Origin of the sequence: Bradyrhizobium sp. STM 3566, from assembly GCF_045571445.1 — a bacterium.
GTDB lineage: Bacteria > Pseudomonadota > Alphaproteobacteria > Rhizobiales > Xanthobacteraceae > Bradyrhizobium > Bradyrhizobium vignae.
This window is the reverse complement of the sequence record NZ_CP120692.1, coordinates 2,305,768-2,324,764: the sequence shown is the minus strand read 5'-3', so window position 1 is coordinate 2,324,764 and position 18,997 is coordinate 2,305,768. Positions and strand designations below refer to the sequence as shown.

The following is an 18,997-nucleotide window of genomic DNA, read 5'->3' as shown; positions in this document are numbered from 1 at the left end:
TGCCGGAACCAAATCGATCCAGGATAGCTTGTCGAAATGAACTCCAGACGTCGGGAGGTCTCGATGGGAACAAAAATATTCGTCTTCGCGGGCGCTGCAGCCCTCAGCATGCTCGCAACCAGCGCCCTTGCTGACGATATGACCGGGATGATCACGCGGATCGATCGGCTCAACGGCACGATCTCGATCCAGCAGACACAGAAAGGCACGGTCGGCGCCAGCGCAGGCAGCGCCGGCGCGCTCCAGGAGTACAAAGCGAAGGATGCCGCGATGCTGGACGCCGTCCATGCCGGCGACAGCGTGACGTATTCGGCGACCGAGACCAACGGCACAGGCACGCTGACCAAGCTGCAGAAGCAGAAGCCGTAGCACTGTCTCTGCCTCTCCCGCTTGCAGGGACAGGCAGAGCACCTACGCCCAATCGTTACTGGTCCGGGCGGGACTCCGGGTGCGCTTCCTCGGTCGGAAGTTTTGCCCGCTCCCAGCCGTCGGTGCCATCAGGATACCAGGCGACATTGGAATAGCCGGACGCCAATGCACGCTTGGCGGCGTTCCAGGACATCCAGCAGTCGGCCAGACAATAGATTACGAGCAGCGCGGCCTTGTCGCCGCGGGAGGCGCGCGCGAGGCCACGCTGGAGATAGTCGTCCATGGCGGATGGCAGCGTGCCGTAGCCTGTGTCGGGCAGCCAGATGCTGCCCGGAATGTTCCTGCGCGGCGCGTCGCGCCACACCGTGCCGGCAGGAAGATTCTTCGGTTTCGGCGGGCGCGGCATCACGTCGACGAAGGCGCCGCTGTTCGCGCGCCAGATCGTCTCCGCCTCCTCCGTCGTGAGCACGCGCGCGCCAGCGAGCGTCGCCGGCACCGGCGCGCGATAATTGTCGGTGCGATAGCCCTCGGGCTCGAACGGCTCCTGCTGCTGCCCAATTGCCGGCGCCGCCAGGATGGCGGCAGCCAGCGCAGCGGCAACAGGCCATCTCACGGCGTCTTCTTGGCCGTCTCCGCGCCGAGCGGCCGATCACTCTCATCCAGCAGCGGCACGCCGAAATCGAGCAGGATCTTGTTGATCTCGCCCTGGTTCTCCTGGATCAGCTTGTTCAATTGCCGCTTCCAGTTCTGGTCGGCAGGGCGCACGCCCATGCCGATGCGATAGACCAGCTTCGGGCCGGTGGTTTCTTTCACCAGCGGCGTGACGTGAAGCGAAGAACCGGCCTTCTTCGCATAGTAGCCGGCCATCGGTCCCCACAATACGCCGGCATCGATCTTTCCGGCGACGAGGTCATCGATCATCGCCTGCGCCGAATTGTCGAAGCGCGTGTCGATCATCAACGGATAGGGCTTGGCGTCGCCCATCAGGCCGGCCAATGCCATGTTGGTCGCCGGCGGCGTGCCGGCGACGATGCCGATGTGCCTGCCCTTCAGGCGCGCGTCCTCCAGCGTGTCGACGTCCTCGAGCCCGCTGCCGACCTTCGCGACCAGCGCATAGGTCGTGCGGTAATAGGGATTGGTGCCCTGCACGAGATCGTCACCTTGCGGGAAGCCCATGATGACGTCGCAGCGATGGGCGCCCAGCGTCATCCGCACGAAACCGGTGGCCTGCGGAAAGAAGACGTAGTCGAGCTTCTTCTGCAGCTTGTCCGCCAGGAATTCGGCGAGCTTGTTCTCGAACCCCTCGCCCTTCTCGTTGGAGAACGGCAGGTTGCGCGGATCGGCGCAGACGCGCAGCACCTTGGGATCGACCAGCTCGAACGAGAGGTCGCCGGTTTCGTTGGTCTGCGCGCTGGCGACACCGCCGAACGCACAGGATGCAACCAGGACCCACAGTGAAAACATCCAGCGACGATGTCGTCCGGCCTGCGTCATCGCGCTTCCTCCTCGTTTTGGTTGAATGTTATCCATGCAACGCATGACGCGCCATGTGTGCCATGTTTGTGCCGGCCTCGCTTTGTTGCAGCGCAATGAGACAAACCCTTTGAACTGAGGCGGAAAAGTGTCTCGCATCGCTCTCGTGATCGCAGCCTTGTCCCTGGGACTCTCGACGCTAGCACGCGCCGGGGCGGCCGAATTGCCTGTGAGCGAAGTCGCGCCTGGAATCTTCGTACACTCCGGGACCATCGCCCTGATGAACCGCGAGAACGAGGGCGACATTGCCAATGTCGGCTTCATCGTGGGCGATGAGGCCGTAGCCGTGATCGACACCGGCGGCAGCCGTCGCGAAGGCGAGACGCTGCTGGCCGCCGTGCGGGCCCATACATCCAAGCCGATCCGCTATGTCATCAACACTCACGGTCATCCCGACCATGTCTTCGGCAATGCCGCCTTTGTTGCGGACGGAACCAGCTTCGTCGGCCACAGCAGGCTGCCGCAGGCACTGGCGACGCGCGGGCCGTTCTATCTCAATAATTTCCGCCGCATCATGGGCAGCGAGCTGATCGATGCCGTCAAGATCATCGCCCCGAGCCTGCTGGTTTCGGACACGACGATCCTGGATTTGGGAGCGCGGCGCCTGACGTTGCGCGCCTGGCCGGCCGGACACAGCGACACCGACCTGACCGTGTACGACGAGACGACCAAGACCCTGTTTGCGGGCGACCTGGTCTTTCTCCGCCACATTCCGGTCATGGACGGGAGCATCCGCGGCTGGCTCGACACATTGAAGCGGCTCGAGGCGATCCCGGCGCTGCGGGTCGTTCCCGGTCATGGCCCGGTGAGCGGCTGGCCTGCCGCACTGACCGATGAGCGGCGTTACCTGTCAACGCTGCTGTCCGACGTCCGCACGCTGAACAAGAACGGCGAGCCGATCCGCGCCGCCGCGGACAAGGCGGCCGCGTCGGAACGGCCGCATTGGCAGCTGTTCGACGACTACAACGCCCGCAACGCAACTGCAGCATTCTCGGAAATTGAATGGGAGTAGCTGGCGCGCTAGGCTGCAGCGAACGATGTATCGTCCGCAGGACCATGACCATGACGGGATGCACACGCCGCCTGACGCTCACCGGTCTCCTGCTCGGCCTCGCTTTCGCGACGCCCGCGCAGGCCGAAGAGGCCTACGATCCCTGGCCGGGCCTGGTGCAGGACATCTTCAGCAACCGTCCGATGAACGACGGCAGCGGCGTCATCGGCATCGAGATGCCCTATCGCGCCGAGGATGCCGCGATCGTGCCGGTCACCTTGCGCAGCAAGCTGTCGCCTGGCGACAACAGGCGTATCCGTTCGATCACACTGGTGATCGATCGCAATCCCGCGCCTATGGCGGCGAAGTTCGAGCTCGGTCCGGACGCCAATGTCATGGAGATCTCGACACGCGTGCGCGTCAACAATTACACCGACGTGCATGCGGTGGCCGAGCTCAGCGACGGCCAGCTCTATGTCTCGAAAGTCTATGTGAAAGCCTCCGGCGGCTGCTCGGCGCCAGCGGCAAAGAATGTCGAGGAAGCCAGGAATCGGCTCGGCCAGATGCGCTACCGGCAGTTCGCACGCGAGGAGGCGCCGGCGAGCCGCGTGCGCGAGGCGCAGATCATGATCGGCCATCCCAACAATTCCGGGCTGCAGATGGACCAGGTCACGCAGCTCTATATCCCGGCCTTCTTCATCAACCAGATCAAGCTGACGCAGGACGACAGCCCGGTGCTGTCGATGGAAGGCGGCATCTCGATCTCGGAAGATCCCAACCTGCGCTTCACCTATGTCTCCAACGGCGCCAAGCATTTCCGCGCCGAGGCAAAGGACACCGATGGGCACGTGTTTCGGAATGAATGGGACGTGGAGAAGCCCGGGACTTAGCGCGCGGCTTGCGCTGCCCTTCCCTCTCCCCTCGCGCTAAAGCGCAATGAGATTTGAATGAATCGTCATCGCGCTTTAGCTTGTTGATTACGCATGATCTTTCCGGAAAACCGCGTCGCACTTTTCCGGATCATGCTTTAGCGGCGAGACGGGTGAGGGGTATGTCTCCACAGCTGAGCGCACGGTGAGACCCCCTCATCCGGCGCTTCGCGCCACCTTCTCCCGCAAGGGGCCGCAAGGGAGAAGGGATGGCACCGCCTACGCGCGATAATCAAAAGCATCTCACCTCGGCTTCCGCCTGCGCGCGGCGCAAATCATTCACCGCCGCGTTCGCCTGCTCCGAGGTGCGGAACTGGACGCCGAGATTGCCGCGTACTTGCGACATGCTGAGCGCGGTCTCTGCGGTAACATAGCGCTCGTAGGGCACGATCGAGGCAACCACGTCGATCGAGCAGGAACATTGCTCGATGGACTGTCGGCTCTCGCCATTGGCTTTCATGCAGCCATAGACATATTCCGCGCGCGCCGCGGTCGGATAGTCATTGGCCTCCTCGGCCCGCGCCACGCATACGGAAGCGGCCAGTACCGCCAATGCGGCGACAATCCGTCCTAGCTGCCCGGCCAGTTTCATGCGCGTCCTCCCGCTGGTTGCGACCAAAGCTATGCTATGCCTATTGTCCTGAAAAGCACTCGGTCAGAGGAAGCGGCTCACAAGGTGATGAGAGTTTGGGGACGAATATTGGCGTTCGCGGTGCCGCTGGCGCTGACGCTAGCCGTGCCGGTCCGCGCTGCGGATACCATCCGCTTGGCGGTGCAGAAGACCGGAACATTCTCCTGGGAGCTGGCCGCGATCCGCAGCGCCGGCCTCGACAAGGAGGCCGGCCTGTCGCTGCAGGTCACCGAGCTCGCGAGCACCGAGGCCGGCAAGATCGCGATGCGCGCCGGCAGCGCCGACATCATCCTGTCCGACTGGCTGTGGGTGTCGCGCGAGCGTGCGCTCGGAGCCAAGCTCACCTTCTATCCCTATTCCAGCGCGCTCGGCGCGGTTATGGTGCCGGCTTCTTCGCCGATCAAGACGCTCGCGGATCTGAAGGGCCGCAAGCTCGCGGTCGCCGGCGGGGCGATCGACAAGAGCTGGCTGCTGCTCCAGGCGCGGATGAAGCAGGACGGCATCGACCTGAAATCGGAAGCAACCATTGTCTACGGCGCGCCGCCCCTGATCGCTGCCAAGGCGCTCGATGGCGAGATGGATGCGAGCCTCAACTTCTGGAATTTCTGCGCCCAGCTCGAAGCCAAGGGTTTTAGACGCCTCACCGGGATCGAGGACATTTTGCCGACGCTGGGCGCCAAGGGCACCGTCGCCGCGGTCGGCTATGTCTTCGACGAGAACTGGGCCGCGAGCCATCGCGACGCCGTGGCGCGCTTCATCGCGATGGCCCGCAAGGCCAAGGAGCTGCTGGCGACTTCGGATGCAGCCTGGGACAATGTCGGGCCGCTCACCGGCGCTACCGACCCGGCCGTGCTCAAGACCTACCGCGATCGCTATCGCGACGGTATTCCGCGCCGGAGCATCGACGACGAGGAGAACGATGCACGCGTGCTCTACCGCGTGCTGGCCGAGATCGGCGGCCGCGACCTCGTCGGCCCCGCAGCCGAGCTCGACCCCGGCACCTTCTATCACGCAGGCCCCGGAGATTGAGGTGCTGCGTCTTCTCTCGTTCGCCCTTTTCCTCGCAATCTGGTGGATCGCCGCGTTGTTCGTCGGGGGCGCAAAGCTGCCCTCCCCGCCGGCCGTGCTCCAGGTCATGATCGCGGAGGCCTCATCCGGCGCGCTGTTCCTGCATCTCGGCGCCACGCTGGCACGCGTCGCGCTCGCCTTCGTGCTGGCGATGTCGCTCGGCAGCGCGATGGGCTACCTGATGGGCCGGGTCAAGCTCGCCGATCGGCTCGGCGATCCCTGGCTGATCCTGCTGCTCAATCTGCCTGCATTGGTCGTGATCGTGCTGGCCTATATCTGGGCGGGCCTCTCCGAGGCTGCCGCAATCGCAGCGATCGCCATCAACAAGCTGCCGACCGCCATCGTCACCTTGCGCGAGGGCACCCGCGCGCTCGACCGCTCGCTCGACGAGATGGCGAGCGTGTTCGCGATGCCGCGCTGGCGCGCCTTCCGCCACGTCGTGCTGCCGCAGCTCGCGCCCTATATCGCAGCCTCCGCGCGCTCCGGGCTGTCGCTGGTGTGGAAGATCGTGCTGGTCGCCGAGTTGCTCGGACGGCCGAACGGTGTCGGCTTCGAGATCGGCGTCGCCTTCCAGCTGTTCGACACGCCGCGGCTGCTGGCCTATTCCCTGACCTTCGCCGCCGTCGTGCTCGTCATCGAAACCTTGCTGGTGCAGCCGTTCGAAGCCCGCGCAAACAGGTGGCGGCCCCGTGCGGCTTGAGGTCGAGATATCAGGCAAGACCTTCAGGAGTGCCGCGGGCGGAACGCACGAGGTGCTGGCGCCGGTCAAGTTCGCGCTTCGGTCCGGCGAGGTCGGCGTGCTGATCGGCCCGTCCGGCTGCGGCAAGAGCACCATGCTGCGCATCATCCTGGGATTGGACCACGACTTTGCAGGCCGCATCGCGCGGCCGCCGGAGGCGCGGATCGGCATGGTGTTCCAGGAGCCGCGACTGCTGCCGTGGCGCTCGGTCGAGCAGAATGTGCGGCTGGCTGCCCCCGACATCGCTGATGCCAGGCTCGCCGAGCTGTTCAAAATCCTCGAGCTGGAAGCGCACCGCGACCACTATCCCGGTGAGCTCTCGCTGGGTTTGGCCCGACGCGTGGCGCTCGCCCGCGCCTTTGCCGTCGAGCCGGATATCCTGGTGCTCGACGAACCGCTGGCGTCGCTCGATGACGCTCTCGCCGGACGCCTGCGCGATGAGATTGCAACGCTCGTCGCGAGCCGTCCGGTGATGACGCTTTTGGTGACACACAGCCTGGCCGATGCGGTGCGGCTGGGCGATCGGCTGTTCTTCCTGTCGCCCCGGCCAGCGCGAATCGTGGCCGAGGTGCCTATCGGTATCCCGCGCGACACACGCGGCGAGGCCGAGATTGCGGCGATCAAGACCAGCCTCGCCCAACGAATTCAAGGCGACCGCACTGAGCGAGATGTCTCGTAGCCGGTCGCCTGGCGAACGTGCTAGACTGGGCTGGCGGCGGCGCGGACGGTCGCCTTCGCGCTTGGTCTTGCACTCGTGGCGATGACCGCGAGCGCGCAGGACATGATGCGTGGCGTCGACCTCACCTCGCCCGCGATGGTCTCGGCCGAAATGACGAGGCCCGAGGTCGAGGCCGTGCTGGCCGAAGCCAGCGCTGCGCGGCCTGCCGATTTCACCGGCAAACGCCTGTCGGGCCTCGATCTCTCGGGCCTGGACCTGTCCAACGCGGTTCTCCGCGCCGCGCGGCTCAACAGGACGATACTCCGGGACGCCAAGCTTGACGGTGCAATCCTCGATCAGGCGTGGCTGCTGGATGCAGATCTTACCGGCGCAAGCCTGAAGTCCGCCCATCTGTTCGCGTCGCAAATGGCCCGCGCACGTCTCGACGGGGCGAACCTGTCGGGAGCGCGCATCGCTGCCGATCTCACCGGCGCAAGCATGATTGGCGCCTCGATCGCGGACGCGAAGCTTGGCGCCGATATGCGCAACCAGTCGATGGGGCTGATGCGCGCGGTGCTGAGATCCGCCAATCTGGAACGGCTGAACGCGCGCAACGCCGACTTGTCGCGCGTCGACCTCGAATTCGCGACCCTCAGGGGTGCCGACCTGAGCGGGGCATCACTGAAAAACGCCGAACTCGGCGGCGCCGATCTGACCGGCGCTATCGTCATCGATGCCGATTTCGACGGCGCCGATCTCGTCTCGGCGAAGCTGATCGCTCCGAACGGCCTTGACCGCGCCAAGAATTTCGACAAGGCAAGGAACCGCGAGCGCCTGATCAGGGAATGACGGCCCGCCATTGGGAGGACTGGCTGATGCGTTGGATTCTGGCTTTGATCGCGTTGTTGACGCTTGCCGGCGAAGCCGCCGCGCAGGCCAAGGGCAAAGGAATCCGGCTCTGGAATCTGACGACTGAGACGATCTCCGGCTTCCAACTCGCTCCCGCCGGCAGGACCGATTGGGGTCCGAACCAATGCTTGAACGACAAGGACAAGGAGGTCGACCACGACGAGCGGCTGCGCATCATCGGCGTCGAGCCGGGCCATTACGATGCCAAAGTAAGCTATCCGAACGGCCGGCAGTGCATCGTCCGCGGCATCGAGATCAGGGCCGACGCGGTGTTCTCAATCGCCGATAAGGATCTGAAGGATTGCACCAAGTAGCGCCGCCGCTCATGCCTTGTCATGCGTGTGCGGATATTCGCAGCGCCACCGCACCGCCTGCCATTTCGGATGCTCGCCGACCCATTGCGCGATATAAGGCGGCGCGGCCATCACGCATTGGCGGGGCGACCCGAAATAGTTGAACACCAGATGCTGCTCCTCGCAAGTCGCAGGCGAGAGCACCGCACACACAGTCACCACCAGGTCAATCGGGTTCATGCCGGGATCCTCAGGGATCATGAAGAAATTACCATAGAACCTACGGCTGAGGCAGCCGGAAGTTTCAAACGGGCGTGAGCCATGCGGGAATGGTCACTCGCGCCCACACGCTTCGACCGTCACCGAAGTGACGGACGTGCAACCGGCGCCTTGCCGCCCGCCAATTTCGTCAATAAGCTCGTTCCTGAAACTGCTAACAGGCTGATGGCTCTTACGGAAACCTCCCGGCGCGGCGTCGCGCCCGCAGTCTGCGTGCTGATGCTCATCGCCAGCACCTGGGCTGTCACGGGTTACGCCCGGCGAGCTGCGGCGGCGGAGATGCAGCCGGACAAATCGAATTCGGGCCGCACTGAGCCTTCCCGCACCGCAGAAAGCGACCAGCCGGTGGTCAAGCTGACGCCGAGCCAGCAGGCACAGGTCGGGCTCGAAACCGCGGCGCTGGAGGCAGCTCCACATCCCGAGAAATTCCGCGCCTATGGCGCCGTGCTCGATATCTCCCGCATCACGGAGCTCACAAACAGCTACGCCAATGCGCAAGCCCAACTCCAGACGGCGCAGGCGAAGCTCGAAGTCGCCAAGAGCGCATACGACCGGATCAAGAATCTCGTCGACTCCGCCGCCCTCCCGAAGAAGGAAGCCGAGACCGCAGAGGGAACGTTGCGGATCGACAAGGCGGCGCTGACCGCGGCGGAATCGCAGCTCAGGACTCTCGTCGCAACGGCCCGGCAGGAATGGGGCCCGGTCATCGGCCGCGGAATCGTCGAGCGCTCGCCTGCCGTTGTCAGGCTGATCGAACGCGACCAGTTTCTGGTTCAGGTGACGCTGCCGCCCGGCGTGACCGTCGACGGCACTCCAGCCACGGCACTGGCGCAGGCGCCGACGCGTAATGCAAATATCGATCTCCACTACATCTCTCCGGCAACGCGCACCGACCCGCGTATTCAGGGATTGAGCTTCTTCTTCTCCGTGCCGGGCGATAGCGGCTTGCTGCCCGGCATGAACACCACGGTCTATGTGCCTTCGGGCAACACCTACGAGGGCGTGTTCATCGAGGACACCGCGATCGTGCGGTGGCAGGGTCGATCATGGGTCTACCTGCGTGTAGGTCCCGACAGCTTCCGACGGCATCCGATCAGCATGGATCAGCCGGTCTCCGATGACGACTACGTCGTCCGGGACATCCCATCCGGGTCCGAAATCGTCATGCGGGGCGCGCAGGTCCTGTTGTCCGAGGAGGCCAAGAGCGAGCTTCGGGGTGGCGATGACGACTGATGACACCGGCTCCGGCAGGTCAGGGCCGCAAGCCGCCGTCGTCGCATTCGCCATCCGCTTCCGCGGCATCGTGCTCGCGCTTTCGTTTGCCCTCCTGGGCTATGGCCTGTTCGCCCTTGGTGAAGCCAAATACGGCGTCTTCCCTGAATTCGCACCGCCGCAGGTGACGATCCAGACCGAAGCCCCCGGCCTCAGCCCGGAGCATGTCGAGATCCTGGTCACGCAACCGATCGAAACGTCGATCAACGGCCTGGCCGGCGTCGAGAGCCTGCGCTCGTCATCGATCCAGGGCCTCTCGGTCGTGACCGTCGTCTTCCAGCCGCGCAGCGATATCTATCGGGCGCGCCAATTGGTGACCGAACGTCTAACCGTCGCGGCCGCGCGGCTGCCGCAGGGCGTTCAGCCGCCGTCGATGACACCATTGACCCCGCTGGCCGGCACCGTGCTGGTGATTGGCCTCACGTCCGACCAGCGTTCGCTGATGGATTTGCGCACCATTGCCGACTGGACCGTGGCAAGACGGCTTCTGGCGGTGCAAGGCGTGGCCCAAGTCTCGACTTACGGCAAAGACGTCAGGTCTCTCCAAGTGCAGGTCCGCCCGGACGATCTGATCCGCTTCCGGGTCGGTCTGAATGACGTGCTGGCTGCCGCGCGCAAGGCCACCGGCGTTCGCGGCGCCGGCTTCATCGATACCGCCAATCAGCGCATCACGCTGCAAACCCAGGGACAGTCGTTGACGCCCGACCAGCTGGCCCGCACCGTGCTTCTGCACGAAGGCGGCGCCAGCGTGGTTCTCGGCGACGTCGCCACCGTCGTGACCGCTCCCGAGCCGCCGATCGGCGCCGCTCTCATCGACGGCGTGCCTGGCATCATGCTCATGGTCAGCCAGCAATATGGCGCGAATACACGGGAGGTCACCGCACGCGCGGAAGCTGCACTGCAGGAGCTGCGGCCTGGCCTCGAAGCCGACGGCGTCAGGCTCCATGCGGACATATTTCGTCCGGCCGATTTCATCGATGCGGCGACCGAGAGCGTCCTCAACGCGCTGTTGATCGGCGGAGCACTCGTGGTCGTCGTTCTCTTTCTATTTCTGTTCGACTGGCGCACCTCGATCATCAGTTGCACGGCAATCCCCCTGTCGTTGATAGCAGCAGTGCTCGCACTGCAATGGATGGGCGAAACTCTCAACACGATGACGCTGGGCGGCCTCGCAATCGCGATCGGCGAAGTCGTCGATGACGCCGTGATCGGGGTCGAGAACGTCGTACGCCGGTTACGCGAAAATCGCCGAACGACGGCGCCGAAAGCCGAAGCCCGCGTGGTGCTGGACGCTTTCCTCGAGGTGCGCACCGCAGTTGCCTATGCGACGTTTGCGGTCCTGCTGGTGTTCTTTCCGATCCTGGCGCTTTCCGGCATTGCCGGCCGTCTGTTCGGCCCCCTCGGCATCGCCTACGTCTTCGCGGTGATCGCATCGCTCGCGGTCGCTCTGACGGTGACACCGGCGCTCTCCATGCTGCTCCTCGTCGGGAGAAGCGGCGAACGGCGCCTGCATGAACCCCCGGCAGTGCGCTGGTCCCGCCGCTATTACCAGGCCTTGCTGCGCCGTATCGGCCGCTTCCCGAAGCTGGTGATGACGGCAACCGCGGCCGTCACGATCGCGGGAGCGGCGATGCTGCCCTTCTTCGGCGGAACCTTCCTGCCGGATCTGCGGGAAGGTCATCTGATCCTGCACGTCTCCGCGATCCCAGGCACCTCGCTCGACGAATCTCTTCGCATCGGCAAATTGATGACCGATACGCTCCGGCACATCCAGGGCATTCGCACGGTGGCGCAGCACGTTGGCCGGGCCGAGGCCGGCATCGACACGGTTGGTCCGCATTCCAGCGAGTTCGAGGTCGATCTGGAGCCCGGGCTCTCCGGTCAGGCACAATCCGAAGCAGAAGCGCGCATCAGGGCGGCCTTCGCCGACTTTCCCGGGGTTTCCTTCTCGAGCAAGACCTACCTGACCGAGCGCGTGGAGGAAACCGTCTCCGGATTCTCCGCAGCGGTGGTCATCAACATCTACGGGCCTGATCTCGACTCACTTGATCGCGCTGCACGCGACGTCGCACGAGAGCTCGACGAAGTCGGGGGTGCCGCCGACGTGCAGCGACGCACGCCTCCGGGCATGCCGCAGGTCAATGTGACGCTTCGGCCGACCGATCTGCAACGCTGGGGACTCGATGCGGTCGAAGTGCTCGAGCTGGTGCGTACCGCCTATCAGGGCGACATCGTCGGCCAGGGATATGAAGGCAATGCCGTCTTCAATATCATCGTCATCCTCGATGCACCCGCCCGCGCGCGGCTCACCCAGATCGGCGACCTGCCGGTGCGCACACCGAGCGGCGCCTACATTCTGCTCAAGCAGATCGCCGACGTCTATGAAACGTCGGGCCGCTATCAGATCCAGCACCAGAATGCGCAGCGCGTACAGACAGTAACGGCGAACGTCAGTGGACGCGATCTCGAATCCTTCGTGGCCGCCGCCAAACGCAAGCTTGCCCGCGAAGTCAAACTCCCGCCCGGCGCCCGCATTGAATTTGCCGGAGCGGCCGAGGCTCAAGCCCGGTCGCGGCGCGATCTCATCGTCAATTCTTTACTGGCAGGGACGGGCATCGTCGTTCTGCTCTCGATGGTCACCGGCCATTGGCGAAATCTGTTGCTGGTGATGATCAATCTACCGTTTGCATTGGTCGGTGGCGTGCTCGCGCTCGCGTTGACGGGCGGCCTGCTTTCGCTCGGGTCGATGGTCGGCTTCGTCACGCTGTTCGGAATCACCTTGCGGAACTCGATCCTCATGATTTCCCACTACGAACATCTCGTCCTGATCGATGGTCGTGTATGGGGACCTGAAACCGCGATCGAGGGGGCGGCGGATCGTCTTGTCCCGATCCTGATGACGTCTCTCGTCACCGGCTTGGGATTGCTGCCGCTCGCCATAGGCGCAGGGGAACCAGGTCGTGAAATCGAAGGCCCGATGGCGATCGTCATCCTTGGCGGCCTCATGACCTCGATGGCACTTAGTCTGCTGGTCCTGCCTACCCTTGCGCTTCGCTACGCACGTTTCAAGGTTCGTGCTGGATGAACGCCGATCCGAGTTACGGTCTCGACCACATCGTCAGGAAAGCGGCAGCAACGCTGGGCAGGATGCCGCACTGGCGGTTGAGGCTTTCGAGCGCGCTCATCGACCGCCATCGCGGCACGACGTTACGAAGCCAGATGAACTGCTTTGACGCCAAGACACTGCCACGGCTGCGACGGCGTTCGCCATCGAAGCCGCGGCAGATCGTCGGTCTTATTTGCGCGAAGCGCAGGCGTACATGTTGATTTCCATGCCGACCGGCACTTCCACGATCTTCGGAGCTTTCCAAGCCATTCGGGTCTCCCGAGGTATTGAGCGCGACATCGCGCGGCGCAAAACCTAGGGCTGCGTCAGGTGCAGTTCAAGCCTCGATTCGACTGTCGAGCGCGTCTGTGTCGATTCTTCGTGGCTGCATTTCTCTCTCGGACAAAGCCAGTTCCCTCTTGGTCAAAAGCGACCCGCGAGACATCACCTTGTGCAACGCACCGCACGCCGAATCGACAATGGCGCGGTCAGCAGCCCTTGTCGGCCATTTCCGCGTTCGGCTTGGCGCCTTCGGCACGCTGAGCCGCCGTCGGCTCACTCTGCATTTGCCGCTGCGCATCCTCGGACGAAGTCGCCGTTTCACCGCTTGCACGATTCATCGTGCTGGTCGGCGGGTGCTGATTGGTATCAGTCGCTGAACTGGGCGAGTGCGACTGCGCGGAGCCCACGGTGACCGGACCAGAACCAGCATCCTTGTCGGTGCTGGCGCTGCCGGTGGTACAGAGAAGCCCGATGTTCCCGAGCGTCAGACCGGAACGATCGCGAATGTTGCGCTCGTCATGTCCGTTCCGATTGCAGCGCTCACCGCAGCAATCGCAACAGCGCGCGGCCGGCGCGCGAGTTCAGCTCCTTCGCATCCAGCGTTCCGTCCTTGTCGGGATTCGCTGCGTTGAAGCGCTGCTCGACCACGGAAAGATATTCGTCGAGCGTAAGGGTCCCGTCGCGGTCGGGATCGGCGGCAGCGAGTTCTTTCGCCGTCAACCGTCCACGCAATTCGCGCGCATCGAGCGTGCCGTCATGATCGCGATCGAGCTTTGCGAACAATGCGGCGGCCGCCTTCTTCACCTCGGCAAGATCGAGCGTGCCGTCATTGTCGGTGTCGAGCAACTTGACCGCATTGCCCGAGGCCGACCACGCCGGACCGGCTGACAATGCAATCGTAAGCGCAAGGGCAATTGAACGACGCGAAATCATCAAAACCTCCCTGACGAAGAGTCCCGGATCGATGGGGACAGAAGCGACATAAATCCACAAGCGGACCCCGGTTCAAGTCCCGAAACGCCAACTTGCGCGCGTCACCGCCCGGGAGCCCGGCCGAGCGTCCGGCGATCGGGCACCCGAGACTGCTTCGTACCGCGGAATTATCTCAGCGTTTCCGCACAAGTGGGAGTTGCTCGCGTAAGGTTTCCCTGAGGTGACCGGACCAGCCTCCAGCGATATCGGCACGACACTTGCGACTTTCGTATTGACGCGTTTTGCTTTCCGACGGAGTGTTGCTGCCGCAGCGTCAAAAGGCGCGCAAATTGGGAGGAACGGATGAAACGCTTTGCGATGGCCGCAGGCCTCGTCATGCTTGCGTCAACCTGTGCAAATGCACAAACCAGCGAGCAGCTGGTCAAGGGGGCGACCGACACGTCGAACGTTCTCAATTACGGAATGGGCTACAATCTCCAGCGCTTCTCGACGCTGAACCAGATCAACAAGGACACCGTCAAGAACCTCGTCCCGGTCTGGAACTACTCCTTTAACGACGATCGCAGCGAGGAATCGCAGCCGCTGGTGTACCAGGGCGTGATCTACGTGACCTCGCACAACGCGACCATGGCGGTCGACGCCAAAACCGGCAAGCAGATCTGGAAGACCAAGGTCGAGTATCCCGCCGAGACCCCGCGCATCGTCTGCTGCGGCATCATCAATCGCGGCGCGGCGCTCTACGACGGCAAGGTGTTCCGCACCACGCTCGACGCCCACGTGATCGCGCTCGACGCCAAGAATGGCAAGGAGCTGTGGCGGCAGAAGGCGGCCGACATCAAGGAAGGCTATTCGATGACGGTCGCCCCGCTGGTTGCCGACGGCGTCGTCATCACCGGAATCTCCGGCGCCGAATTCGGCACAAGAGGCTTCATCGACGGCTGGGATCCGGCGACGGGCAAGCACCTCTGGCGCACCTACTCGATCCCCTCGCCGGACGAACCCGGCGGCGACACCTGGAAGGGCGATACCTGGAAGCTCGGCGGCGGCTCGACCTGGATCACGGGTTCTTATGACCCGGAGCTGAACACGGTGTATTGGGGCATCGGCAATCCCGGCCCGTTCAATTCGTCGGTGCGCCCCGGTGACAATCTCTACACCTGCTCCGTGCTGGCGATGGATCCCAAGACCGGCAAGATCAAGTGGCACTATCAGTTCTCGCCGAACAATCCGTTCGACTATGACTCGGTGGCCGAGATGGTGCTCGCCGACATGAACGTCGAGGGCAAGCCGACCAAGGTGCTGATGGACGCCAACCGCAACGGCTTCTTCTACGTGCTCGATCGCACCAACGGCAAGCTGCTCGCGGCCAATCCTTACGTGAAGGTCAATTGGGCGACCGGGATCGACATGAAGACCGGACGTCCGATCGAGACCGACGTTTCCAAGGACGCGCGCGAGGGCAAGAAGGTCACGGTCTATCCGTCCATCCTCGGGGGCAAGAACTGGGAGCCGATGTCGTTCAACCCGCAGACCGGCCTCGCCTATGCCAACACGCTCAACTTCGGCGGCAAATACAAGGCGGAGCCCGTCACCTTCAAGCAGGGTGAATGGTATCTCGGCATGGATCTGACCGATCCCTGGGAGTTCGGAGACGGACCGCGCGGTCACCTCAAGGCCATCGACCCCCTGACCGGCAAGTCGAAGTGGGAAGCGCCGAGCGATATTCCGCGCTTCTCGGGCGTGCTGTCGACGGCCGGAGGCGTGGTGTTCTCAGGTCAGCTGACCGGCGAGTTCGAGGCCTTCGATGCCGACACCGGCAAGAAGCTCTGGCAGTTCCAGACCGGGTCCGGCATCGAGGGACAGCCGGTGACCTGGCAGCAGGACGGCGTGCAATATGTTGCGGTGACGAGCGGCTATGGCGGCGTCTACTCGTTGTTCTCCGGCGACGAGCGGCTTGCCAAAGTGCCGCCCGGCGGCTCGCTGTGGGTCTTTGCGGTCAAGCAGTAGCCACGGCACGATGCTGAGGGAAGTATCACACAGGACGGTGGCGAGCCTCGCCACCGCCGCGATGCTGACGGTCGCGCTTGCGGCGACCGTTCGCGCCGCGGATGACTCAACCGGCAATCCACTGCAGGCGCAGATCGACCACGGCAAGTCGACCTATGCCGAGAAATGCTCACACTGCCACGGTCCCAACCTGATGAACTCCGGCACCATCACGCCGGACCTGCGCGTCTTCCCGGACGACAAGACGCGCTTCGTCACCACGGTCAAGAACGGCAAGAACAACAAGATGCCGCCCTGGGGCGACATCCTCAGCGACGACCAGATCGGGGATCTCTGGGCCTTCATCTCCAGCCGGAGAAAGCCATGAGGGGCAGGCGCCTTGCCTGGAGCGTTGCGGCCGTTCTTTCCATGATGGCGTCGGTCGCTCCTGCGGCCGACGATGCTCTGAAGATCTGTCTCGACGAGGACCGGCCGCCGCTCTCGGTGCATCACCGCGGCAAGCCGGATGCCGGCTTCGACCTGCTGCTGGGCAAGGCGGTTGCGGAACGGCTCGGACGACCGCTGGCGATCCAGTGGTTCGAGAGCAAACTGGACGAGGATTCGAGCCCGCAGCTCGAAGCCAACGCGCTGCTCTCGGATGGGCGCTGCTCGCTCGTCGGCGGCTACGCGCTGACGCAGGATTCGCTCGTCGTGCCCGGGATGAAGACAGCGCGCTTGCCGGATTTCGCCGGCGCCACAGGCGACGATCGGCGGCGCCGCGTCCCGCTGGGCGTGCTCGCGCCGAGCCAGCCTTACATCTATTCGCCGATGACGGTGGTGCTCGGACCGAAGGCCCGCGGCCGCAAGATCGGCGACATCGGCGATCTCGCCGGCCTTCGTCTCGTCATCGAAAGCGGATCGCTTGGCGACGCCATCCTGATGACCTTCGACAAGGGACGCCTGATCGACAACATCACCCATCTCGTCCCCGGTCGCGACGATCTCCTCGGCGCGCTCCAGCGCGGCGACCATGATGCGACGCTGATCGATCTTGCCCGCTTCGATGCCCATCGCGCCGCGCACCCCGACACGGCGGTCACGGCGTCCGGGTACTACTACCCGATCGGAGCCAATCGCGGCTATGTCGGGCTCGCCAGCGAAGGCGCACTGATCGAGGCCGTCAACAAGGCGCTGACGGAGCTTGCAGCCGAGGGCAAGATCGCCGAATTCGGCAAGCAGGCCGGCCTCACCTATCTGCCACCGCGCGAGCCCGCGATCCTCGGCGATGTGTGGACCAGGATCATTCAGCGGTGATTGCCTGTCATTCCGGGGCGCCCGCAGGGCGACCCCGGAAATCATTCGCCGCAGCGCATGTAGCCAATGACGCGCACCGGCCTGCAGTCCAACCAAAGCCTAGCGTCGGTCGCGGATTTTCCCCTATGATTGCGCGCCTCTGCGGACAAGAAGGGCCGATCGCATGACACCGGATGCAGTCGCCGTCGCCGTTCTGATCATCCTGCTTTTTCCGATGGGCTATTTCACGCTGGCATCGCCCGCCTTCCTGCTGGTGAGGCTCGACATCCAGCCCGTTGCCCAGCTGCTGCGCGGAATGTTCAACGCTCATTTCCTGGTGATGCGCGTCGCCGCTGCCATCGGAACGATGGCTCTCCTCCTCAACGGTCGCCTGCTTGCCGGGCTCGGCGTCGGGACTATCGCAGCCCTGGCGATCTGGGGACGTCGCTGGTTCATGCAAAGGGTCGATGACCAGCTCAGTGCGACGGAGGCCGGCGATGCCGACGCCCCACGTCGGTTGCGCCGGCTGCATTGGAGCGGAATGCTGGTGAACGCGATGCTGCTCGTCGCTCTCCTGGCCGGCATTCCCTATGTTGCGACGACGTAAGCGCGCCGGGAATTCTCAGGCGTGCGCCTAATGCTCGCCCGAGCTGGCCGCGCCCTGCTGCGCCTTGTGGATCGAGGACGGCACCACGCCGAAATATTTTCGGAACACCCGGCTGAAATGCGATGAGCTGGAGAAGCCCCAGGAGAAGGCAACGTCGGTGATGGTCTTGCCGGCATGGGCCTCGAGCTCCTGGCGGCAGTTCTGCAACCGCGCCTGCCAGATGTAGTCGCTCACCGTGGTGCCGCGCTCCGAGAACAGCATGTGCAGATAGCGCTTGGAGCAGCCGAGCTCGGCCGAGATCTGGTCGATGCACAGGTCAGGATCGCGCAAGTGCTCGCGGATGAAGAACTGCGCGCGCACATACGTCGCTTCGGGTCCGACACGATCGAACATCGTGTCGGCTTCGCGCAGCGGCAGCAGCAACAGATCGATCAGCGAATCGGCGACGCCGACAGCGCTGTTCGCCGAGAGCTTCGCGGCCTCGTCAAAGGTGGCATGGACGAAATCGTGGGCGATCCGTCCGGTGCCCGTCTTCGCCGTCAGCTTATAGGCAGGCATCCGCTGCGACGGGAATCCGCGGTCGCGCAGCAGCGCTTTCGGCACGATCACCACGTCGTGACGGGTAAAGGCGGGGCTGATGATCGAATGTGGGCAGGAGACGTCGTAGGCGATGATGTCGCCGGGATTGATTTCGATGTGGCGGCCTTCCTGCTCGAAATAGGACACGCCGTAGGTCTGGAAGTGGATTTTTATGTACGGGTGCTCGTTGCCCTTGGCGCGCGCAAGCGTGTGCGCGATGCGATGCTGGCTGACCTCGATCTGGCAGAGCTTCAGACGCGAGACCGTGGTGTAATCGATGCGACCTTCGAGCGAGGACGCCTCCAGTGGATCGACGTCGAAATAACCGCACAGGCTCGTCAGCCCGTCGATCCAGCTCTGGATCTGCCGCTTCGGCGTCATTCCCATCGTCGAGAGCGTGTGAATGGTGTCGGACATTAATCCAGCCACTGATTTGATCCGGAGATTCGGCGCGAATCGCAACCAGCGCTGCCGGAGCCCTCAGCCATGATTGCGTGACGTTTACCTCGAATTTGAGCGGTCTCTTGCAACGAGCATCAT

General features: G+C 64.0%; 21 protein-coding genes. 14 read left to right on the top strand and 7 right to left on the bottom strand.

Going from position 1 to position 18,997, the window contains the following annotated elements; translation table 11 throughout:
- The first annotated feature begins 63 nt into the window (after positions 1 to 63).
- Positions 64 to 369 carry a copper-binding protein gene (locus P6U27_RS10985; RefSeq protein ID WP_129144501.1) on the top strand — a complete coding sequence of 102 codons (306 nt, stop codon included), beginning with the start codon at positions 64 to 66 and terminating at the stop codon, positions 367 to 369.
- Positions 370 to 424: 55 nt separating this feature from the next.
- Here P6U27_RS10985 and P6U27_RS10980 read toward each other — a convergent pair whose 3' ends face one another.
- Both P6U27_RS10980 and P6U27_RS10975 read right to left on the bottom strand, forming a co-directional pair.
- A complete protein-coding gene (locus P6U27_RS10980; RefSeq protein WP_407194036.1) occupies positions 425 to 982 on the bottom strand; it encodes a PQQ-dependent catabolism-associated CXXCW motif protein in 558 nt (185 codons plus the stop codon).
- Entirely contained in the window at positions 979 to 1,863 is an 885-nt protein-coding gene (locus P6U27_RS10975) for a substrate-binding domain-containing protein (RefSeq protein ID WP_407194035.1), read from the bottom strand. The genes P6U27_RS10980 and P6U27_RS10975 overlap by 4 nt, the downstream gene beginning before the upstream one ends.
- Positions 1,864 to 1,990: 127 nt before the next feature.
- On the opposite strand from P6U27_RS10975, the gene P6U27_RS10970 reads away from it, so the two are divergent.
- Positions 1,991 to 2,914, top strand: a complete 924-nt coding sequence (locus P6U27_RS10970; RefSeq protein ID WP_407194034.1) for a quinoprotein relay system zinc metallohydrolase 2 — start codon at positions 1,991 to 1,993, stop codon at positions 2,912 to 2,914.
- A gap of 50 nt (positions 2,915 to 2,964) precedes the next feature.
- Complete coding sequence (locus tag P6U27_RS10965; RefSeq protein WP_407194033.1) at positions 2,965 to 3,783, top strand: quinoprotein dehydrogenase-associated SoxYZ-like carrier; 819 nt, start codon at positions 2,965 to 2,967, stop codon at positions 3,781 to 3,783.
- Between the two features lie 271 nt (positions 3,784 to 4,054).
- Here P6U27_RS10965 and P6U27_RS10960 read toward each other — a convergent pair whose 3' ends face one another.
- A complete protein-coding gene (locus tag P6U27_RS10960) occupies positions 4,055 to 4,414 on the bottom strand; it encodes a hypothetical protein (protein ID WP_407194032.1) in 360 nt (119 codons plus the stop codon).
- An 87-nt stretch (positions 4,415 to 4,501) separates the two neighbouring features.
- Between P6U27_RS10960 and P6U27_RS10955 the strand changes: the two genes are divergently transcribed.
- The 5 genes from P6U27_RS10955 (at position 4,502) to P6U27_RS10935 (ending at position 8,141) form a co-directional block, all read left to right on the top strand.
- Positions 4,502 to 5,482 (top strand): ABC transporter substrate-binding protein, encoded by a 981-nt coding sequence (locus tag P6U27_RS10955; RefSeq protein ID WP_407194436.1) that lies wholly within the window; start codon positions 4,502 to 4,504, stop codon positions 5,480 to 5,482.
- Between the two features lies 1 nt (position 5,483).
- On the top strand, positions 5,484 to 6,221 hold the full coding sequence (locus tag P6U27_RS10950; protein ID WP_122402185.1) for an ABC transporter permease: 738 nt from the start codon (positions 5,484 to 5,486) through the stop codon (positions 6,219 to 6,221).
- Entirely contained in the window at positions 6,211 to 6,939 is a 729-nt protein-coding gene (locus P6U27_RS10945; protein WP_407194031.1) for an ABC transporter ATP-binding protein, read from the top strand. The genes P6U27_RS10950 and P6U27_RS10945 overlap by 11 nt, the downstream gene beginning before the upstream one ends.
- Positions 6,940 to 7,020: 81 nt before the next feature.
- A complete protein-coding gene (locus P6U27_RS10940) occupies positions 7,021 to 7,767 on the top strand; it encodes a pentapeptide repeat-containing protein (protein ID WP_407194435.1) in 747 nt (248 codons plus the stop codon).
- A 26-nt stretch (positions 7,768 to 7,793) separates the two neighbouring features.
- Positions 7,794 to 8,141, top strand: a complete 348-nt coding sequence (locus P6U27_RS10935) for a hypothetical protein (protein ID WP_122406537.1) — start codon at positions 7,794 to 7,796, stop codon at positions 8,139 to 8,141.
- Positions 8,142 to 8,150: 9 nt separating this feature from the next.
- On the opposite strand, the gene P6U27_RS10930 is transcribed toward P6U27_RS10935, so the two are convergent.
- Positions 8,151 to 8,360: a hypothetical protein gene (locus tag P6U27_RS10930; RefSeq protein ID WP_122406536.1), complete on the bottom strand. Its 210-nt coding sequence runs from the start codon at positions 8,358 to 8,360 to the stop codon at positions 8,151 to 8,153.
- Positions 8,361 to 8,564: 204 nt separating this feature from the next.
- Here P6U27_RS10930 and P6U27_RS10925 point away from each other — a divergent pair, with 204 nt between their 5' ends.
- Together P6U27_RS10925 and P6U27_RS10920 are read left to right on the top strand one after the other, a co-directional pair.
- Entirely contained in the window at positions 8,565 to 9,632 is a 1,068-nt protein-coding gene (locus P6U27_RS10925) for an efflux RND transporter periplasmic adaptor subunit (RefSeq protein WP_407194030.1), read from the top strand.
- Complete coding sequence (locus P6U27_RS10920; protein WP_407194029.1) at positions 9,622 to 12,756, top strand: efflux RND transporter permease subunit; 3,135 nt, start codon at positions 9,622 to 9,624, stop codon at positions 12,754 to 12,756. Before P6U27_RS10925 ends, P6U27_RS10920 begins: the two co-directional genes overlap by 11 nt.
- A 210-nt stretch (positions 12,757 to 12,966) precedes the next feature.
- Here the strand turns inward: P6U27_RS10920 and pqqA are convergent, their stop codons facing one another.
- Both pqqA and P6U27_RS10910 read right to left on the bottom strand, forming a co-directional pair.
- Positions 12,967 to 13,047: a pyrroloquinoline quinone precursor peptide PqqA gene (pqqA, locus tag P6U27_RS10915; protein ID WP_008562446.1), complete on the bottom strand. Its 81-nt coding sequence runs from the start codon at positions 13,045 to 13,047 to the stop codon at positions 12,967 to 12,969.
- Between the two features lie 552 nt (positions 13,048 to 13,599).
- Positions 13,600 to 13,992, bottom strand: coding sequence for an EF-hand domain-containing protein (locus P6U27_RS10910; RefSeq protein ID WP_122402182.1), 393 nt, complete (start codon positions 13,990 to 13,992; stop codon positions 13,600 to 13,602).
- Between the two features lie 342 nt (positions 13,993 to 14,334).
- Between P6U27_RS10910 and P6U27_RS10905 the strand changes: the two genes are divergently transcribed.
- The 4 genes from P6U27_RS10905 to P6U27_RS10890 all read left to right on the top strand — a co-directional run bounded on the left by P6U27_RS10905 (position 14,335) and on the right by P6U27_RS10890 (position 17,878).
- Positions 14,335 to 15,999 (top strand): methanol/ethanol family PQQ-dependent dehydrogenase, encoded by a 1,665-nt coding sequence (locus P6U27_RS10905; RefSeq protein WP_407194028.1) that lies wholly within the window; start codon positions 14,335 to 14,337, stop codon positions 15,997 to 15,999.
- 10 nt (positions 16,000 to 16,009) lie between these two features.
- Entirely contained in the window at positions 16,010 to 16,366 is a 357-nt protein-coding gene (locus P6U27_RS10900) for a cytochrome c (protein WP_122402180.1), read from the top strand.
- The gene (locus tag P6U27_RS10895; RefSeq protein WP_407194027.1) at positions 16,363 to 17,292 is read left to right on the top strand and encodes an ABC transporter substrate-binding protein; all 930 of its coding nucleotides are present in this window, start codon (positions 16,363 to 16,365) and stop codon (positions 17,290 to 17,292) included. Before P6U27_RS10900 ends, P6U27_RS10895 begins: the two co-directional genes overlap by 4 nt.
- Before the next feature lie 163 nt (positions 17,293 to 17,455).
- The gene (locus tag P6U27_RS10890) at positions 17,456 to 17,878 is read left to right on the top strand and encodes a hypothetical protein (RefSeq protein ID WP_407119811.1); all 423 of its coding nucleotides are present in this window, start codon (positions 17,456 to 17,458) and stop codon (positions 17,876 to 17,878) included.
- A 27-nt stretch (positions 17,879 to 17,905) separates the two neighbouring features.
- Here the strand turns inward: P6U27_RS10890 and P6U27_RS10885 are convergent, their stop codons facing one another.
- Positions 17,906 to 18,874, bottom strand: coding sequence for a helix-turn-helix domain-containing protein (locus P6U27_RS10885; RefSeq protein ID WP_122402177.1), 969 nt, complete (start codon positions 18,872 to 18,874; stop codon positions 17,906 to 17,908).
- Between the last annotated feature and the right edge of the window lie 123 nt (positions 18,875 to 18,997).

What these genes read in the sequence shown, in the direction of transcription:
- P6U27_RS10985 (WP_129144501.1), top strand. Translation starts at nt 64, where the DNA reads ATGGGAACAAAAATATTCGTCTTCGCGGGCGCTGCAGCCCTCAGCATG.
- P6U27_RS10975 (WP_407194035.1), bottom strand. Translation starts at nt 1,863, where the DNA reads ATGACGCAGGCCGGACGACATCGTCGCTGGATGTTTTCACTGTGGGTC.
- P6U27_RS10965 (WP_407194033.1), top strand. Translation starts at nt 2,965, where the DNA reads ATGACGGGATGCACACGCCGCCTGACGCTCACCGGTCTCCTGCTCGGC.
- P6U27_RS10960 (WP_407194032.1), bottom strand. Translation starts at nt 4,414, where the DNA reads ATGAAACTGGCCGGGCAGCTAGGACGGATTGTCGCCGCATTGGCGGTA.
- P6U27_RS10955 (WP_407194436.1), top strand. Translation starts at nt 4,502, where the DNA reads ATGAGAGTTTGGGGACGAATATTGGCGTTCGCGGTGCCGCTGGCGCTG.
- P6U27_RS10940 (WP_407194435.1), top strand. Translation starts at nt 7,021, where the DNA reads ATGACCGCGAGCGCGCAGGACATGATGCGTGGCGTCGACCTCACCTCG.
- P6U27_RS10935 (WP_122406537.1), top strand. Translation starts at nt 7,794, where the DNA reads ATGCGTTGGATTCTGGCTTTGATCGCGTTGTTGACGCTTGCCGGCGAA.
- P6U27_RS10930 (WP_122406536.1), bottom strand. Translation starts at nt 8,360, where the DNA reads ATGAACCCGATTGACCTGGTGGTGACTGTGTGTGCGGTGCTCTCGCCT.
- P6U27_RS10925 (WP_407194030.1), top strand. Translation starts at nt 8,565, where the DNA reads ATGGCTCTTACGGAAACCTCCCGGCGCGGCGTCGCGCCCGCAGTCTGC.
- P6U27_RS10920 (WP_407194029.1), top strand. Translation starts at nt 9,622, where the DNA reads ATGACGACTGATGACACCGGCTCCGGCAGGTCAGGGCCGCAAGCCGCC.
- pqqA (WP_008562446.1), bottom strand. Translation starts at nt 13,047, where the DNA reads ATGGCTTGGAAAGCTCCGAAGATCGTGGAAGTGCCGGTCGGCATGGAA.
- P6U27_RS10910 (WP_122402182.1), bottom strand. Translation starts at nt 13,992, where the DNA reads ATGATTTCGCGTCGTTCAATTGCCCTTGCGCTTACGATTGCATTGTCA.
- P6U27_RS10905 (WP_407194028.1), top strand. Translation starts at nt 14,335, where the DNA reads ATGAAACGCTTTGCGATGGCCGCAGGCCTCGTCATGCTTGCGTCAACC.
- P6U27_RS10900 (WP_122402180.1), top strand. Translation starts at nt 16,010, where the DNA reads ATGCTGAGGGAAGTATCACACAGGACGGTGGCGAGCCTCGCCACCGCC.
- P6U27_RS10895 (WP_407194027.1), top strand. Translation starts at nt 16,363, where the DNA reads ATGAGGGGCAGGCGCCTTGCCTGGAGCGTTGCGGCCGTTCTTTCCATG.
- P6U27_RS10890 (WP_407119811.1), top strand. Translation starts at nt 17,456, where the DNA reads ATGACACCGGATGCAGTCGCCGTCGCCGTTCTGATCATCCTGCTTTTT.
- P6U27_RS10885 (WP_122402177.1), bottom strand. Translation starts at nt 18,874, where the DNA reads ATGTCCGACACCATTCACACGCTCTCGACGATGGGAATGACGCCGAAG.